Source organism: Gilliamella sp. A7 (genome assembly GCF_002142015.1).
Classification (GTDB): Bacteria; Pseudomonadota; Gammaproteobacteria; order Enterobacterales; family Orbaceae; genus Gilliamella; species Gilliamella apis_A.
In genome coordinates this window covers 44,137-62,301 of the sequence record NZ_NASN01000006.1, presented here as the reverse complement: position 1 = coordinate 62,301, position 18,165 = coordinate 44,137, and the positions used below count along the sequence as shown (strand labels likewise).

Here is an 18,165-nt window from a genome sequence, read left to right as displayed (position 1 = left end):
AAATTTGCTGTTAATAAGTATTTTTCATTCACTTCCTTATTTGTTTCAATGCCATTTAATTTTCAATTCTTGATATATCGATCTAAATTTCAGTTCAAAAAAAACACTTAAAATCATTATTTACACCTGAATGATTATCTTTTCTTTTTAGCTTTTAACTGTAAATATTTTAACTATTTTGTTGGACTAAATACAAAATATTGAGTATTGCAGTTTTGGCTTGATGACTGTTTTTCCAACAAGTTGAGCCAGTTAATAATGCGCCTTTATTAAGAATTTCATCTAACGAGGCATTGCGTAATTTATCAAAAGAATCAAGTTGCATCTCTTCAAGTCTTTCAATAATTTTAGTGCCAACAAATTTTAATTCTAATAATTGTTGGCGTTCGGTTTCTGAAAAAGCCATATCTTTCCTATTAAGTTATACAGTTATATTAATTTACTTTTAAACTAGGTTGTTTAGTTTTTTCCATTTCCTGATTTTAGTTCTAAAGGATTTAAATGGTGCAACTGAATTAATGTGGATAAATCGTGCTACAGGCCACGCTGAAGGATAAGGCTTTGTCCAATTACGAGCATCTTTAGTAAAGAGCGTATTATCATCTAATGACTCAATCCAACTATTCCAAATAGACAATTTTTGCTTAAATAATTGGATCAGTTCTTGTAATGAATCATCTTGATAAATCTTATAAAAATGTTGGTATAATTCACGTAACTGATTCCATTTGTATCCTTCCGCTGGCAATATAGGCGTTTGCCCAGCAAGTTCGGCATCATCCCAAGATTTTACAAGATCTAACCATCCTAATTGATAAGCTATCATTTGGGCGGGTGTTCGATCAACACCTTCAATCAGCTTATCTTTTTCCGCTTCGGTTAATCCACTGAATTCATCAATAAATAGCTTAGCTGTTTTATTAATTTCATCTAATAGTTGTTGTTTATTGGTGTAATTCATATCTGATTACCTTTCATCTTTATATCATTTTAATCAATCATATCAATACTATAGTTTTGGGTCAAAAGACATATTTAATTTGCACCAATTTAGCCCATCCGATCAAATAAAGTGCGTTATCTATTTTTATTCATATTGTTTATAAGCTAAAAATACCAATAGTCAGCCTACACCATAAACGTCTATTGCTACTATAAAATATTGTATCTATAAGTTTATTAAATAAAAAACACAGTTCATCATCTATTTGGCATAACTTTTGCATTACCTTAAATAACAATGAATCACCACCAATTGTATGTTTAAAGAGGTATTACTATGTCAATAATGAGCAAATTAAATACATCCATTAAGTTAACTTGTTTAGCAGTTGGTTTATTCACAACTAATCTAATCTATGCGGCTGAAAATACCATTAAAATTGGTGTACTACATTCCCTTTCTGGTTCGATGGCAATTTCAGAAAGTACCTTGAAAGATACACTTTTAATGCTTGTAGATGAACAAAATAAAAAAGGTGGTGTGTTAGGTAAACAAATAGAAGCTGTGGTCGTCGATCCAGCATCAAATTGGAGTCTTTTTTCAGAAAAAGCACGAGAACTACTAGCAAGAGATAAAGTCTCAGCAGTATTTGGCTGTTGGACATCGGTATCAAGAAAATCGGTTTTACCTATCTTTGAGGAACTTAATGGCATTCTCTTCTACCCGGTACAATATGAAGGAGAAGAATCCTCAAAAAATATCTTCTATACCGGCGCAGCACCAAATCAACAAGCCATTCCTGCTGTAGATTATTTGAAAAAAGAATTTAATATTGAACGTTGGGTTTTAGTCGGTACTGATTATGTTTATCCTAGAACTACTAACAAAATTTTAGAAACCTATCTTAAAGACCATTATGGTGTGAAAGATAGTGACATAATGATTAACTACACACCATTTAGTCATTCTGATTGGCAATCTATTATTGCTGATATCAAAAAATTTGGCGCAACAGGTAAAAAGACAGCCGTGATATCAACCATCAATGGTGACGCCAATGTTCCTTTTTATAAAGAATTATCTAACCAAGGTATTACAGCAAACCAATTACCGGTCATTGCTTTTTCTGTAGGTGAGGAAGAATTATCAGGTATTGATACGGCCCCATTAGTCGGTCATTTAGCAGCATGGAATTATTTCCAATCTCTTGATACTGACTTAAACAGTGAATTTATAGATAACTGGCACAACTTTACTAAAAGTGATAAACGGGTAACAAATGACCCAATGGAAGCCACATATATTGGATTTAATATGTGGGTAAAAGCGGTAGAAAAAGCAGGTACCGATGATCCAACCGCAGTTCAAAATGCATTAATAGGTGTAACAGTACCTAATTTATCTGGTAGTTATGCAGTAATGATGCCAAACCATCATATTACTAAACCTATTATGATTGGAGAAATTCAAAACGATGGTCAATTTGAAGTGGTTTATGAGCCAGCGGGTACTATTGTTGGTGATGAATGGTCAGATTATTTACCTAGCTCTAAATCAATGATTGCAGATTGGCGAGCGCCATTAGCATGCGGTAAATATGATGTGAGTAAAAAAGTTTGCCTAAAAGATTAATCGGGGAGTTATATCTCACCATATCTCTGCAATAAAAATGCAAATGCAAAACCGATCATTGGTTAATTAATATGACGAGCAGAAGCATAGGAATGAATAATGAAAAAAATGATATTGATTTGTCTGTTATGGATGATCACCAATCTAGCAACAGCAGTACTACCAGAACATTTTGAACAAAGACTAGCCAAAGGTTCGCTAACTGAAAAACAACGATTAATCAGTGAAATGATTAAAGAAAATGATGCAACAATACAGCCTCTTTTTAATGCATTAGTTGAAGGTAACTTATACTGGCTGCAGACCAATAGTACACTAGCTATAAAAAAGGATAATCAATTTGTTAATTGGAATAACAAGCAAGTACTGGATGTGCCTAAAAATAAGTTTAAACGTATTGCTATAAACAATAATATTCGCCAATTAGTTGCCGAACATCAACTTCAAATGAAGCTAAGTAGTAATACTATTCCAACAAGACGTATTGCAGCAAAAGAGCTTTTTGGACATATTCAATCACCATCACAAATGAATTTCATTGTTGAGCGGTTAGCACAAGAACAAGATAGTGAAGTTAAACAGCGATTACTTGAAGCATTATCATTCGCAAAGCTGACTAATTGCGATGAAAATGAATGTTTGGTTCTGTTGACACAACTTAGTCAAGTGACTAACCCTATTTTTGTTCAGAAACTACAACAATTGACTGCAACTAATGATTCACAAATCGTCAAAGATACGGCACAAAAACTACTTGATAAATTAACCCAAAAAAAAGCGATGTATGAAAAAACTGAACAAGTCTATTTTGGTATTAGTTTAGGTGCAGTACTTGTACTTGCTGCCATTGGACTCGCTATTACCTTTGGGGTTATGGGCGTGATTAATATGGCGCATGGTGAATTAATTATGATTGGTGCATATACCACATACGTGATGCAACAACTATTGCCTAACTATCCAGGCATAGCGTTAATTCTCTCTATCCCTGCTGCATTTTTGGTATGCGGTGCGGTAGGAATGTTAATAGAAATAAGCGTGATTAGATATCTATATGGTAGACCTCTCGAAACCTTATTAGCTACTTTTGGTATCAGTCTATTATTACAACAGTTATTCAGAACAATATTTTCACCGTTAAATAAAGCAATCATCACGCCGAGCTGGATGCAAGGTTCAATTCAGATCAATGACTTTTTATCGCTCACGATTAATCGGCTATATGTTATTGGTTTTAGCTTAACCATTTTCATTATTTTGTTATTGATTATGAAAAAAACAGCTTTAGGACTTAATGTCAGAGCTATTTCGATGAATCCATTAATGGCAAGATGTTTAGGCGTTAAAGCCAGCTGGGTAAATGCGCTAACCTTTGGCCTTGGTTCCGGTATAGCCGGTCTGGCTGGTGTAGCCCTTTCACAAATCACCAATGTTGGCCCAAATCTTGGTCAAAATTATATCATTGATTCATTCATGGTAGTGGTATTTGGTGGTGTTGGTAATTTATGGGGAGCATTAATTGCTGGCTTAATTTTAGGGTTGGCCAATAAATTTTTAGAGCCAATTACTGGAGCCATGTTAGCTAAAATTGTGGTGCTTATTAGTTTAGTACTATTTATTCAAAAACGACCTCGAGGTCTTTTTCCACAACGCGGTCGAGCTGTAGAGGGATAAATATGTTAACAAAATATTTTAAACAAGATAATGGCGCTTATGTTCTATTTTGTCTAACTTTATTAGTCAGTTATTTAGTAATAGCTAATCTCTTTTTCCCAACTAATAGCCTATTTTATGTTGGTAATCAGACTATTATTTTAGTCAGTAAATATCTATGTTATGCCTTGCTTGCACTATCAGTTGATTTAGTTTGGGGATATTTAGGCATTTTAAGTTTAGGTCACGGTGCTTTTTTTGCACTCGGTGGCTATATGATGGGAATGTATTTGTCTGTACAGGGAGAAAATGGTTCGACCATTCTGCCTGAATTTGCTTCATTTATTAATTGGCAAAGTTTACCTTGGTATTGGCAAGGCTCAGATAATTTTTTAATTACTTTGCTATTAATTATGCTAATACCTGGATTATTAGCTTTTATATTCGGTTATATGACTTTTCGTTCCCGTGTTTCTGGAGTTTACCTTTCAATTATTACACAAGCACTCACCTTTGCATTAATGCTAGCTTTTCAACGCAATGAGATGGGATTTGGTGGCGATAATGGCCTGACTAACTTTAAATATTTATTAGGTTTTTCAATCACCAGTAATGGAATGCGGATAACATTATTACTTATTACCTTAATGGCTGTCATTATTAGTTATCTGATATGTTATCAATTAATTAAAAGTAAATTGGGTAAAGTGATTATTGCTATTCGAGATGCCGAACCACGCATTAGGTTTGTTGGGTATCGAGTTGAAAATATAAAATTAGCTGTTTTTACTTTTTCAGCCATATTAGCTGGTATTGCCGGAGCGTTATATGTGCCACAAGTAGGAATTATCACACCCATTGAATTTTTACCTCTAAATTCAATCGAAATTGTCGTTTGGGTTGCTGTCGGTGGCCGAGCGACTTTATATGGTGCCATTGTTGGTGCATTTTTAGTTAATTATTGCAAATCACTTTTCACCGTATGGTTCCCTGACCAATGGTTATTTGCTTTAGGCCTTCTGTTTGTATTAGTTACTTTATTTCTTCCAAAAGGTATTGTTGGTTTAATCAATCTAATTATATCTAAAAAATACAAACTAAAACTATTGGAGGCAAATATATGAATAAAAAAAGTTTAAATAAAAAATTAAAATCAACCTCTTCTTTGCTTAAAGATTTTGAAGCACTACCACAACCGGATTTGGATACCAGTAAAGGTATTATTCTTTACTTGGAAGGCATTAATGTTAGTTTTGATAACTTTAAAGCGATTAATGATTTAAATCTTTATATTAAACAAGGTGAATTACGCTGTATTATTGGTCCTAATGGCGCCGGTAAAACGACGATGATGGATGTAATCACTGGTAAAACAAAACCACAAGTAGGTACAGCATGGTTTGGTCAAAAACTCAATTTATTAACTATGGATGAACCACAAATTGCCCAAGCCGGCATCGGTCGCAAATTTCAAAAACCAACTGTATTCGAAGCCCTAACTGTTAATGACAATTTAATGCTAGCAAATGCTGGGAAAAAAACAGTTTGGCATACTCTTCGCCATCGAGTTAACAAGATTGAACAAGAACAAATAGATGAGATACTTCTACTAATTGGTTTAATGAACATGCGTCATGAATATGCAGCTATTTTATCTCATGGACAAAAACAGTGGTTGGAATTAGGGATGTTATTAATGCAAAAACCTCAACTACTATTAGTTGATGAACCTGTTGCCGGGATGACAACTCAAGAAATGGATAAAACCGCAGAATTATTAAACTCGTTAGCGGGCAAACATACGTTAATTGTTGTTGAACATGATATGGATTTCGTCAGACAAATTGCCAAAACTGTTTCAGTATTGCATCAAGGTTCAATATTGGCGGAAGGAAATATGGAACAAGTACAAAATAATCCTAAAGTAATTGAAGTCTATTTAGGACAATCTACTACTGGGAGGAACGTTAATGTTGCTTAAATTATCTAATATCAATCAATTTTATGGACAAACACACATTTTATGGGATATCGATCTGTGTTTAGCCAAAGGTAAATGTACATGCCTAATGGGACGTAATGGCGTTGGCAAAACTACTCTAGTACAGTCTATTATGGGAAATTTAAAAATCAAAAAAGGCAATATACAATTTAATGATACCGATATTACCTATAAATCTATCGAAACCCGTGCCTATATGGGAATAGGTTACGTTCCACAGGGTAGACAAATCTTTTCTCAACTAACTGTTGAAGAAAACCTACGGGTAGGTTTAGCTGCTAAAAGATCCCGCTCGGCAAAAATACCTGATTTAGTTTATTCGTTATTCCCGGTATTAAAAGAGATGAAAAATCGTTGTGGCGGCGATCTATCTGGGGGACAGCAACAACAATTAGCAATTGGAAGAGCTTTAGTTATCGAACCATCATTATTAATTTTAGATGAGCCAACTGAAGGTATTCAGCCCAATATTGTACATGATATAGGCGCTATCATTAATCGACTCAATCATGAATTAGGTTTAACTGTATTATTAGTTGAACAAAAATTACCTTTTATTCAGATGGTTGCTGATGATTTTTATTTACTTGACCGAGGACGAAATATTGCTAATGGAGCCTTACAACAACTAACACCAGATTTAATTAAAAATTATTTAACGGTATGATTCAAAATAATACAGCTCAAAACAATGCTAATGGCTGGTTAGGTAAACTATCACTATCTTTTGCGAACCGTTTTGTAAATGGTGGACTACAGCGAACTGAGTTAGTTGATCGTCAACAACAAGGACCTTTAACTGTACAACGGCCATTTTATCCAGAAGGAAAACCTTGCCATATATATTTACTCCATCCTCCGGGGGGAATTGTGGGGGGCGATAAACTTGAGCTAGATATTTTTTTAGATCACGATAGCCATCTATTAATGACTATGCCCGGAGCAAGTAAATTTTATCGCAGTCAAGGCAATATTGCACAGCTAAAACAAAAGTTTACTTTAGCGCCAAATAGTATTATTGAATGGTTACCCCAAGAAAATATTTTTTTTAATGGTACTAATGCTAATTTAACGACTGAATTTAATTTAACATTAAATAGCCGATTGCTTGGGTGGGAAACATTGTGCTTTGGTCGACCAGTTATGCAAGAAAAGTTTGGACAAGGCAATATCAAAAGCCGTTTAACAATTAATTTACCGGATGAATTAGGTCTTGATGAGCACTTAAAAATTATTGATGGTAATTGTGCTCCTATAGGTAATTACACATATAGTGCAACTTTATTTGCCTATCCGATTAATCTAGCCATTTTACAACAAGTGCAAAAAAGACTTGAAAATAGTAAGGTTCCAATCGGTGCAACTACTCTAGGGCAATTATTGACCGTTCGTTTACTAGCAAATGATAACCAAATTTGCCAACAATATTTACATCAATTATGGACATTATTGCGTCCGTTAATTATCAATTTACCCACATGTCCACCTCGAATTTGGGCAACCTAGCTTAATTATTATAAATGCGATGAGAAAATAACGATGAAACTAACTCCGAGAGAAAAAGATAAATTATTACTGTTTACAGCAGCATTGGTTGCCGAAAGGCGAAAAGCACGAGGGGTAAAATTAAATTATCCTGAATCAATAGCACTAATTAGTGCCGCAATTTTAGAAGGCGCTAGAGATGGTTTAACCGTTACTGAATTAATGAATTTGGGGCGAAAAGTCTTAACGCGTAACGACGTAATGGAGGGAATTGCCGATATGATCCAAGATGTTCAGGTTGAAGCAACATTTCCTGATGGGACTAAATTAGTTACTGTTCATAATCCTATTATTTAAAAGGTAAATTATATGATTCCAGGCCAAGTGATTGTACAAGCGGGTAATATTGAATTAAACAAAAATCGCAAAACCATTCAAATAACAGTTGCTAATCATAGTGATAGACCTATTCAAATAGGCTCTCATTATCATTTTTTCGAGGTTAATCCAGCCTTAAAATTTGAGCGTGCCAAAAGTTATGGATATCGCTTAGATATTGCAGCCGGTACTGCTGTAAGGTTTGAGCCTGGGCAAAGCCGTACTGTAGTGTTAGTTGAACTAGCAGGTAAAAGGCAAGTGTATGGATTCCAAGGTGCTGTAATGGGTGCATTAGATAATAAAGGAATTGAAAATGAGTAATATTTCTAGACAAGCGTATGCAGAAATGTTTGGCCCAACCACCGGAGATAAAGTTCGCTTAGCCGACACCGAGTTATGGATACAAGTTGAAAAAGATTTCACTACTTACGGCGAAGAAGTTAAATTTGGTGGTGGGAAAGTAATCCGTGATGGTATGGGACAAAGCCAATTATGTGCAGATTTGGTTGCCGATGTTGTAATAACCAATGCTTTAATCATTGATTATTGGGGAATTGTTAAAGCTGATATTGGTATTAAAAATGGACGTATTTTAGCTATTGGTAAAGCGGGAAATCCCGACATACAACCAGATATAACCATCGCTATTGGTGCTAGCACTGAAATTATTGCTGGCGAAAATAGCATTGTTACAGCAGGCGGAATTGACTCTCATATCCATTTCATTTGCCCACAACAAGCTGAAGAGGCTATATGTTCAGGAATAACTACATTTATAGGTGGTGGTACCGGCCCAGCGACGGGAACAAACGCAACCACGTGTACACCAGGTAAGTGGCATATCGAAAAAATGTTACAAGCTTGTGATAATTTACCTGTAAATGTTGGGTTATTAGCTAAAGGGAATTGCAGTGTTATTGAGCCATTAATCGAACAAGTCAATGCCGGCGCTATTGGATTAAAATTACATGAAGATTGGGGCTCAACACCACAAGCAATAAGTAATTGCCTTGATGTAGCCGATAAGATGGATGTACAAGTAGCTATTCATACCGATACTTTAAATGAATCTGGTTTTGTTGAAGACACTCTTGCTGCCATTGGTGAGCGAACCATTCACACTTATCATACGGAAGGCGCAGGAGGCGGCCATGCACCCGATATTATAAAAGCCTGTGGTTATGCTAATATTTTACCTTCCTCCACAAATCCTACACGTCCTTATACTATCAATACTATTGATGAGCATTTAGATATGTTGATGGTTTGTCATCACTTAGATGCTGGAATTGCAGAAGATGTTGCTTTTGCCGAATCAAGGATACGCAGAGAAACTATTGCTGCGGAAGACATATTACATGATTTAGGTGCATTTTCTATGATTTCATCAGACTCTCAGGCCATGGGACGAGTGGGCGAAGTTATCATAAGAACATGGCAAACTGCTCATAAAATGAAAACCCAACGTGGCCCATTATATCCAGATAATCAACAAAATGATAATTTTAGGGTTAAACGTTATCTAGCTAAATACACCATAAATCCAGCGATTACCCATGGTATAAGCCATGAAGTAGGTTCTATTGAAGTAGGAAAATTAGCCGATTTAGTCATTTGGCAACCTGCTTTTTTTGGCATAAAACCAAGTTTAATTATTAAAGCGGGAATGATTGCTTACGCCGAAATGGGTGATGTTAATGCCTCAATTCCCACACCACAACCCGTACACTATCGCCCTATGTTTGCTAGCTTAGGAAAAGCAGGTTTTTTATCTAGAATGACATTTATTTCACAAACAGCTGCCGATTTAAATGTAGCAAAAAACTTGGGATTAAAAAGTTTGATTGGTGTGGCAAAAAATTGCCGTCAGATTAAAAAACAAGACATGATCCATAACTCATGGCAACCCAATATTGAAGTGGATGCCCAAACCTATGAAGTAAAGGCCGATAACAATCTATTGAGTTGTGAAGCTGCATCTATCTTACCAATGGCACAGAGATACTTTTTATTTTAATAAATTGAGAACATAACATCATGATAATTTTAACAAAGATACTTACTAAACCATTAACAAAAATACAACTACAGTCTGTCAAATACTGTACTAAATTAGATATTGATAGCCGAATAAAAAGCCGCAGCAAAATAGTGCTTAATAGTGGTCAGGAAGCCGGTGTTATATTACCTAGAGGTTTATTAATTCGCGGTGGTGATTATCTTGCAACAGAGGATGAATCAATAATTATTGAAGTATTGGCTGCAAACGAAAATGTATCCACAGCCTACTGCAATGATAAATTGTTGTTAGCCAGAGCATGTTATCATTTAGGTAATCGTCATGTTCCATTACAAATTGCTACAGACTTTGTTCGTTATCAACACGATCATGTGTTGGATGAAATGCTAACCCAATTAGGAATTAAAGTACTGGTTGAACAAGCACCATTTGAACCGGAAGCTGGAGCCTATCAAAGTAGTGCGATTGGCCACCATCATCATCATTAAGATTAAAAAAACATGCTGCAATATTTACGTAACTTACAATTAGCCAGTGCAAACTTACCTGTTGGGGGATTCACCTATTCTCAAGGATTAGAATGGGCAGTTGAAGCCAAATGGGTGACTAACCAACTCGAAACCAAAGATTGGCTGATACAACAAATGTATAGCACATTGCGCTTTTGTGACTTACCTATTTTGGCTCGACTATATCAATGTACTATCGATCAAGATGAACAAGGTTTTAGTTATTGGATTAAAAATTTACTACGTCAACGAGAAACAAGTGAATTAAGACTTGAAGAACAGCAACGAGGAAAAGCCTTTTTTCGATTCCTAGAAGGATTAGGGTTTATTCATCCATGGCAAAATTTATTAATACAGTCACAAATTGCCGGATTTGCTTGGTATGGTGCGACAAATAAAATGTCGTTAGAAGATCTACAAATCAGCTGGAGTTACAGTTGGCTCGAAAGCAACATTATGGCGGCGATCAAATTAGTACCTTTAGGACAGCAAGCAGGACAACAGCTGATTTATCAATTATCAACATTATTACCTTCAATTATTAAGCAAGCAAATGATGTTAAAGATGATGATATTGGCGCAGGATCGCCTTTAGTAGCTATTGCCAGTAGTTGTCACGAAACACAGTACTCAAGACTGTTTCGATCATAAGTTAAACTCATAAAATTATAGAAAAAAGAGAAGAAAATATGAATACCATTACACATACACCACTAAGAATTGGCGTTGGCGGACCGGTAGGATCAGGAAAAACGGCCCTACTTGAAATGCTATGTAAAACCATGCGCAACAAATATCAATTAGCCGTTGTCACTAACGACATTTATACAAAAGAAGATCAGCGTATATTAACCGATGCAAAAGCATTAGATCCCGAACGTATTGTTGGTGTTGAAACTGGTGGCTGCCCACATACGGCAATTCGTGAAGATGCATCAATGAATTTAGCTGCAGTTGAAGGATTAATGGAAATGTTTCCACATCTAGATATTATTTTTATCGAAAGTGGAGGTGACAATCTTAGTGCAACTTTTAGCCCTGAGTTGGCCGATTTGACTATCTATGTCATTGATGTTGCTGAAGGAGAAAAAATTCCACGAAAAGGAGGTCCTGGTATAACTAAATCAGACTTTTTAGTCATTAATAAAATTGATCTGGCTCCCTATGTCGGTGCTTCTTTAGCAGTAATGGAATCTGATACCAATAAAATGCGCATTGATAAACCATGGGCATTTACTAATTTACGGACTAAACAAGGATTAGATAAAGTCATTGAATTTATTGAAACCAATGGTTTATTTTAATTCGTTTTATCGTATACCCAACATTATCCAGATAAATAATAATGTTGGGAAAGTTAAAAACTAGGCATAAACATTTAACCTAGCAATTAACCCCCTTAAATTAAAGTTTTAATAATAAGTTAGCGTAATTATTTTTCTTTATGCTGAAAATGCTTTAATTCTTCATCAATAAAATATCTAACTAAGTTAGCATACAATTCTTTAATGACATCACCATCGAGACCTAACTCATTAGCCCAAAGCTTTCGTTGTTCAAGCATACTGTCAAAACGCTCTTTAGCTTGCACATCTACTGTGTTTTTCTTAAATTTACTTGCTTCTTTCACATATTCAAATCGAGTAGATAATAGTTCAATCACTAGGTGATCAATTCGATCTATTTCAGCTCGAATATCACTCATACCATTGCACTTTTTTGGCAAATGAATAGGATTATAATTCATAATATTAGCCCACTTTATTATTCAGTTAGCTACATTATAGCCCTCTATGTATTTACATGAAATTTATTTGCTATTTTCAGTTGCTTTAGTTTTAATGTCCTTAATGTAAAGCTCTGGATTATCCAATAATGGTTTTACTTTTTTTATTAGTTCATCAGCTCGTTGTTTTTGTCTATTTTCACATTGCTTAATACTAAATAACAAAATAGTTAATATAATTAAGACTAACTTAAATTTATTCATCTCTATTCCACTTCTAAATTATCGCCATTCTTACCAATTTAGAACGGTTGCTACAGTCTGGGGGATTTCTATCATATTTAATTAAATTGTCTATTTCATTAACTATTGACTGCATTAGGGTAAATAAAAAACCACTTAATAAAAGTGTCCAACTTTATGGGGTCACTTCACTTGGGCGGTTTGTGTAAATTTTAATTGTGAATTTTTGGCTACTCACAGGCAATAATCTGTCAAATACAAATTATCAGTACCCATCTAGAATTCATTATATAAATCATAGACAAAATAAAAGCTCTAAAAGGCTTTTTTATCTCTGATTGAAATTACTAAATACTTTATATTCAATAAATTGATTAGTTGCTTTTATTATTTCTAATTCTGCACCTTTATATCTTATAACTTTTGATTCTGATAAGTCATATTCAACATTATTTGAAAATGCAGGGCGAGCAAAATCATTATTAAATTCTTTATACCCAATATTAATCTTATGCCCTACTTTACCGTTATAGATTAGTATCTGCTGGAACGCGTTTTGATAAGTTACATTTTTCTTTTGGTAGGAAAATGCAGCATCACCTTTACATAAAGAAGCACCGCTAACAGTAATAATACATAGGTCATTATCGTGTTTATTAGTTCTAATCCCTACAGGTATATCAGCAAAGGCTGATTTTCCTACTGTTACTCCAGAATTTAACTCATTTAAACCAAAAAACAGATACTTTTTATCTTCACCTACTTTAGGGTACTCTCCGGCATGAATAGTAAAATCCACCATCCCACTAACAACTGTAGTTTGAGGAAAATAAACAACATCCCTTGCCGCTACTGTACCCTGTCTAACCATATCATCGCCAATAAATGTTTTGGTAACAACATTCAAATCGGGATAGCTTATTTGCTTTGTTTCAGCTACATAATTATACTTCACCGAGTTACAAGCGGTTAAAGCCAAGCCAAATAAACTTAAAAAGATTATTTTTTTCATACCATCTCCTTGATAATTAAATCTCGGTAATAGTATGAAAAATAGATAAGAATATCAATTACAATTTCGACTGAACATTTGTTGAGTTACACATGGCGTTTCATACATAACCGGAATAATTACATATAATTTCTGATATGTTTTGATCAGCCTGTTTAACTGACATTCTGATGAGTCTTTTTCGACATCAATAAACAGTCGCCTTACTTCCATATTGCTTGCGTAGTTTTCTACAACAGAGCTAGATTGGATACGGCCATTACCTAAGGTGATTTAATGGTTAGTTAATACTTGCCATTCTCTCCAAGTATTAAATATTGTCCCCCACCATGCATCAATATCTCAGGTTTGCCATCTTCACCAACTCGATACATTCTGTTGGAATCAACAGGCCGCTATTTTTACGGGCACTTGCTATCGAAATACTTTTATTGCGCCTAATGCGGTCATATATAATACTAAGTCCAAGGTTACGGATGAACGCTTTATGGCAATTATGATAAGCCTAGCTGCTAGTTAATATGCAGTAGTAAGTGTTGTTTCTGTGATTTGCATAACGGTTGTTGCTTCCTCTGATTGTTGCTGTTTACGTAATCATTGTTTAGCATCATTAGGCTTAGCGAACTCATTAAGTAACGGTCTAACAATAGAGGCGGAACTATTGTTTTGCTTTATTTTACTAACCAAATGTAAATCTGGCTCTTTGTAAGGTATAACATTGCCAAAGTGAAATATTACTCTTCACCAAGATATGTCACCATTGCGCTCATTAAATCGCATATCTTCGTTGTTGATTACTAACACTATCGCTAGAATCTTGCCGGAATAGGGTTGTTTATGTTTAAGGTCAATTGTGAACTTATCACCACTAGTGATTGTTTTAAACCTTCACCATTGCCGATATAAGGATTTAGATGAGTATTATTGTTTATTGAATTGGTGGAGCCAAGGGGGATCGAACCCCTGACCTCAACGCTGCCAGCGTTGCGCTCTCCCAGCTGAGCTATGGCCCCTAAAGGGATAAAAAACTGTGGCTAATAATATGCAACTAGTTAAAGGGTGTCAAATAATTTAATATTATTTGCTCAAAAAACAAGCTAATAAAGCTCTGTCAGGCGATGACAGAGCTCAAATGATTAACGTAAAATCGCGTTTTGATCCGCGCCTTCTGCTTCAACTTTTGGTGGCATAAAGTGTTCACGTTTAACACCCAATTTAAGTGACATATAAGCAGCCACATAGATTGATGAAATCGTCCCTAACACAATTCCTACACCTAATGTTTCAGAGAAACCTTTTAACATTGAACCACCGAAGATATATAAGATAATAACTACCGCTAAAGTTGTGCCGGATGTCATTAAAGTTCGGTGTAATGTTTGAGTTAACGAGATGTTGATAACGTCATATGGCGATGCTCGTCGAATTTTTCTGAAATTCTCACGAATTCGGTCGAATACAACGATAGTATCATTAAGTGAATAACCAATTATAGATAACATTGCTGCAATAATGGTTAAATCTAATTCACGCTCAAAGATTGATAAATAGCCGGCGGTAATGACTACATCATGAGCTAATGCTACAACTGCACCCGTACCAAATCGCCATTCAAATCGAAATGCAATATAAATTAAGATACAAATTAATGCTGCACAGATCGCCAAAATACCATCTTGTGCTAATTCAGAACCAACTGTTGGACCAACGAACTCAATTCGCTTAATTTCAGCATTACTATCAATATCTTTATGTACTAAATTAGAGATTTTAGTACCTAATGCATTATCAATCGCGGATGATACACTACCCTCATTTTGATTGGCGGTGGCTAATCGGATAATAATATCTTTACTACTGCCATAATACTGAACGACAGGCTCATGATAACCTGCATCACGTAAACTATTACGTAAATCATCAAGGTTTACGGGTTTAGTTACTGTCAGTTCAACCGTTGTACCACCGGTAAAATCCTGTCCAAGATTGAAGCCTTTAACAAGAATAACCACAAATGATGCAACAACCAACAACATTGAGATAATAAAAGCAATGAAGCCAAATTTTAAAAAGTCGAATACTCTTCGTCCATGATTTAATTCTCTAACATCATGATTTTCTTTTTTATTAATAGTCACAATAAACCTCTAAATTGATAACTTATTGACGCGACGACCACCATAAATAAGATTGGCCAGAGCTCGAGTCCCTACGATCGAGGTAAACATCGATGTTACAATACCGATACCTAATGTAATGGCAAAGCCTTTGATCGAACCTGTACCTACAGCATAAAGAATAATCGCAGTTATTAATGTGGTAATATTGGCATCAAAAATACTACTCCAAGCACCAGCATAACCTTCGTTAATTGCATGTTGGACACCTCGACCATTACTGAGCTCTTCTTTTATACGCTCATTAATTAAAACATTTGCGTCGACCGCCATACCAACAGTTAGCACGATACCGGCAATCCCTGGCATACTTAATGTTGCCCCAGGTAACAAAGACATCGCACCAACAATTAGAATTAAGTTTGCAACTAATGCAAGACTAGCAAATACACCAAACAGACGATATACCACTAACATAAAGATTACCGAAATTAATAATCCCCATATACAAGATTCTAAACCTTGAGTGATATTTTCTTGCCCCATTGATGGACCAACGGTGCGTTCTTCAATTATTTGGATCGGCGCAATCAATGCCCCTGCTCTTAATAATAGTGATAAATTTCTAGCTTCATCAACACTACTGATCCCTGTTACTTGGAATCGGTCACTAAAAATACCTTGGATCGTTGCTATATTGATAACTCTCTCTTGTTTTTCAAGAATAGGTTTATCATTTTCATCACGTTTTCCAGTATCTTTATATTCAACAAATAATGTTGCCATTGCTTTTTTCAGATGCTTCTGTGTAAAATCAAGCATGGTTTTGCCACCAGCACTGTCTAAGTTAATAGAAACTTCTGGCTGGCTATATTCATTTACTCTAAATGCAGAATCGGTAATATGATCACCTGTTAATACTACACGTTTATAAAGTAACACCGGCCGACCATTTTCCATATATTTTATTTCAGAACCATATGGAACACGCATTTGACCATTTAGAATAGCTTCTAAGTTAACTGAACCATCTTCATTTACTTGTCTAAACTCTAGCGTTGCAGTTGCGCCTAAAATTCGTTTAGCTAATGCTGTATCTTGAATACCAGGTAACTCAACAACAATACGCTCAGAGCCTTGACGTTGCACAATTGGTTCAGCAACGCCTAGTTGATTAACACGATTACGTAAAATAGTGGTATTTTGTTGTACTGCATCGCTTTTAGCTTGTTGTAGACGATGTTGGCTAACACTAATAACAATGCTATTTTCACCTTGCGAGTTTAATTCATAATCTTGTAATCCATTAATTTTAGTAATGGCTTTGTTTCGATCTTCTGTATTATCGAACTGCATTAAAATTTGTTGATTACCACTTTTATTTAATGCTTTGTACTTTAAATCATTTTTTTTGAACTCTGCTTTTAAATTTTCAATTGACTGTTCTGTCAATTTACTTAACGCAGTAGTCATATCTACTTCCATTAAAAAGTGTACACCGCCACGCAAATCGAGCCCTAATTTCATGGGTTCGGCACCAATCATCGTTAACCATGATGGCGTCGCAGGCGCTAGATTTAGTGCAACAGTATAATCATCACCTAATTCTTGTGATATTATTTCCTTAGCTTTCAGCTGAGCATCATTATCACTTAAACGAATTAAAATAGATTTATTTTCATAAACCAGTGATTTAGGTTCAATTTCATTTTTCACCAAAAGTTGTTTGACTTTATCTTGCGTAGCAACATTAATTTCGGCACTATTTGAACCTGAAATTTGTATAGCGGGATCTTCACCATAAATATTTGGAAGAGCATAAAGTAGGCCGACGCAAATCACGACGACCAACATAATGTACTTCCACAAAGGATAGCGATTTAGCACGACATATTCTCTTGTGGGATTAGATAATTAATACAATGAATTATAATAGGAAAATCTATTATAATGATTTCATTGTTCCTTTTGGTAATACTGATGTGATAAAGTCACGTTTGATAACAACTTCAGTTGTATCATTTAACTCTAACACAATATAACCATTTTCATTAACTTTTGATACTCGACCAATAAGTCCACCATTAGTTAATACTTCATCGCCTTTTGAAATAGAAGCCATTAACTCACGATGTGCTTTAGCACGTTTTTGTTGTGGACGCATAATCATAAAATAGAAAAATAGCCCAAACACAACTAACATGATAGGTAAAAAATAAGGATTTGTTTCAGCACCAGCGCCATCTGCTGCGTATGCGTTAGAAATAAAAAAGTCCATATTGGTCCTCTTAATGTATATAAAAATATTAAAGTGCAGAATTATAACACAATAAATAAATCGATTATTAACTATTTCTTGCTAACATCTTTCAAGTCAACAACTAATATCGTTACTATTAATTATATTATTCAATTAACTAAATATAGCACCAGCCAACAATGAGC

General features: G+C 34.9%; 20 protein-coding genes and 1 tRNA gene. 12 read left to right on the top strand and 9 right to left on the bottom strand.

Annotated elements, in window-relative coordinates:
- Positions 1-169: 169 nt before the first annotated feature.
- Both B6D18_RS03180 and B6D18_RS03175 read right to left on the bottom strand, forming a co-directional pair.
- Positions 170-406 carry a Pathogenicity locus gene (locus B6D18_RS03180; RefSeq protein ID WP_086363108.1) on the bottom strand — a complete coding sequence of 79 codons (237 nt, stop codon included), beginning with the start codon at positions 404-406 and terminating at the stop codon, positions 170-172.
- Between the two features lie 39 nt (positions 407-445).
- On the bottom strand, positions 446-961 hold the full coding sequence (locus B6D18_RS03175) for a ClbS/DfsB family four-helix bundle protein (RefSeq protein WP_086363107.1): 516 nt from the start codon (positions 959-961) through the stop codon (positions 446-448).
- Between the two features lie 318 nt (positions 962-1,279).
- Here B6D18_RS03175 and urtA point away from each other — a divergent pair, with 318 nt between their 5' ends.
- The 12 genes from urtA to ureG all read left to right on the top strand — a co-directional run bounded on the left by urtA (position 1,280) and on the right by ureG (position 11,926).
- Complete coding sequence (gene urtA, locus B6D18_RS03170) at positions 1,280-2,575, top strand: urea ABC transporter substrate-binding protein (protein WP_086363106.1); 1,296 nt, start codon at positions 1,280-1,282, stop codon at positions 2,573-2,575.
- A 99-nt stretch (positions 2,576-2,674) separates the two neighbouring features.
- Positions 2,675-4,249: an urea ABC transporter permease subunit UrtB gene (gene urtB / locus B6D18_RS03165; protein ID WP_086363105.1), complete on the top strand. Its 1,575-nt coding sequence runs from the start codon at positions 2,675-2,677 to the stop codon at positions 4,247-4,249.
- 2 nt (positions 4,250-4,251) lie between these two features.
- On the top strand, positions 4,252-5,352 hold the full coding sequence (urtC, locus tag B6D18_RS03160) for an urea ABC transporter permease subunit UrtC (RefSeq protein WP_086363104.1): 1,101 nt from the start codon (positions 4,252-4,254) through the stop codon (positions 5,350-5,352).
- A complete protein-coding gene (gene urtD / locus B6D18_RS03155; RefSeq protein WP_086363103.1) occupies positions 5,349-6,209 on the top strand; it encodes an urea ABC transporter ATP-binding protein UrtD in 861 nt (286 codons plus the stop codon). Before urtC ends, urtD begins: the two co-directional genes overlap by 4 nt.
- Complete coding sequence (gene urtE, locus B6D18_RS03150) at positions 6,202-6,897, top strand: urea ABC transporter ATP-binding subunit UrtE (protein WP_086363138.1); 696 nt, start codon at positions 6,202-6,204, stop codon at positions 6,895-6,897. The genes urtD and urtE overlap by 8 nt, the downstream gene beginning before the upstream one ends.
- Complete coding sequence (locus tag B6D18_RS03145; protein WP_086363102.1) at positions 6,894-7,736, top strand: urease accessory protein UreD; 843 nt, start codon at positions 6,894-6,896, stop codon at positions 7,734-7,736. The genes urtE and B6D18_RS03145 overlap by 4 nt, the downstream gene beginning before the upstream one ends.
- Positions 7,737-7,769: 33 nt before the next feature.
- A complete protein-coding gene (gene ureA / locus B6D18_RS03140; protein WP_086363101.1) occupies positions 7,770-8,072 on the top strand; it encodes an urease subunit gamma in 303 nt (100 codons plus the stop codon).
- Between the two features lie 12 nt (positions 8,073-8,084).
- Positions 8,085-8,414 (top strand): urease subunit beta, encoded by a 330-nt coding sequence (locus B6D18_RS03135; RefSeq protein WP_086363100.1) that lies wholly within the window; start codon positions 8,085-8,087, stop codon positions 8,412-8,414.
- Positions 8,407-10,110: an urease subunit alpha gene (ureC, locus tag B6D18_RS03130; protein WP_086363099.1), complete on the top strand. Its 1,704-nt coding sequence runs from the start codon at positions 8,407-8,409 to the stop codon at positions 10,108-10,110. The genes B6D18_RS03135 and ureC overlap by 8 nt, the downstream gene beginning before the upstream one ends.
- Positions 10,111-10,130: 20 nt before the next feature.
- Complete coding sequence (gene ureE, locus B6D18_RS03125; protein ID WP_086363098.1) at positions 10,131-10,601, top strand: urease accessory protein UreE; 471 nt, start codon at positions 10,131-10,133, stop codon at positions 10,599-10,601.
- A 12-nt stretch (positions 10,602-10,613) separates the two neighbouring features.
- Entirely contained in the window at positions 10,614-11,273 is a 660-nt protein-coding gene (locus B6D18_RS03120) for an urease accessory protein UreF (RefSeq protein ID WP_086363097.1), read from the top strand.
- Positions 11,274-11,311: 38 nt separating this feature from the next.
- On the top strand, positions 11,312-11,926 hold the full coding sequence (ureG, locus tag B6D18_RS03115; RefSeq protein WP_086363096.1) for an urease accessory protein UreG: 615 nt from the start codon (positions 11,312-11,314) through the stop codon (positions 11,924-11,926).
- Between the two features lie 128 nt (positions 11,927-12,054).
- Here the strand turns inward: ureG and B6D18_RS03110 are convergent, their stop codons facing one another.
- The 7 genes from B6D18_RS03110 to yajC all read right to left on the bottom strand — a co-directional run bounded on the left by B6D18_RS03110 (position 12,055) and on the right by yajC (position 17,998).
- Positions 12,055-12,369: a chorismate mutase gene (locus tag B6D18_RS03110; protein ID WP_086363095.1), complete on the bottom strand. Its 315-nt coding sequence runs from the start codon at positions 12,367-12,369 to the stop codon at positions 12,055-12,057.
- Positions 12,370-12,432: 63 nt separating this feature from the next.
- The gene (locus B6D18_RS03105) at positions 12,433-12,612 is read right to left on the bottom strand and encodes a hypothetical protein (RefSeq protein ID WP_086363094.1); all 180 of its coding nucleotides are present in this window, start codon (positions 12,610-12,612) and stop codon (positions 12,433-12,435) included.
- Positions 12,613-12,919: 307 nt separating this feature from the next.
- On the bottom strand, positions 12,920-13,603 hold the full coding sequence (locus B6D18_RS03100) for a hypothetical protein (protein ID WP_086363093.1): 684 nt from the start codon (positions 13,601-13,603) through the stop codon (positions 12,920-12,922).
- Positions 13,604-14,540: 937 nt separating this feature from the next.
- Positions 14,541-14,616, bottom strand: a tRNA-Ala gene (locus tag B6D18_RS03095).
- Between the two features lie 123 nt (positions 14,617-14,739).
- Positions 14,740-15,735 (bottom strand): protein translocase subunit SecF, encoded by a 996-nt coding sequence (gene secF, locus B6D18_RS03090; protein ID WP_086363137.1) that lies wholly within the window; start codon positions 15,733-15,735, stop codon positions 14,740-14,742.
- Between the two features lie 15 nt (positions 15,736-15,750).
- The gene (secD, locus tag B6D18_RS03085) at positions 15,751-17,607 is read right to left on the bottom strand and encodes a protein translocase subunit SecD (RefSeq protein ID WP_086363092.1); all 1,857 of its coding nucleotides are present in this window, start codon (positions 17,605-17,607) and stop codon (positions 15,751-15,753) included.
- A gap of 58 nt (positions 17,608-17,665) precedes the next feature.
- Positions 17,666-17,998 carry a preprotein translocase subunit YajC gene (gene yajC, locus B6D18_RS03080; RefSeq protein WP_086363091.1) on the bottom strand — a complete coding sequence of 111 codons (333 nt, stop codon included), beginning with the start codon at positions 17,996-17,998 and terminating at the stop codon, positions 17,666-17,668.
- Positions 17,999-18,165 lie beyond the last annotated feature (167 nt).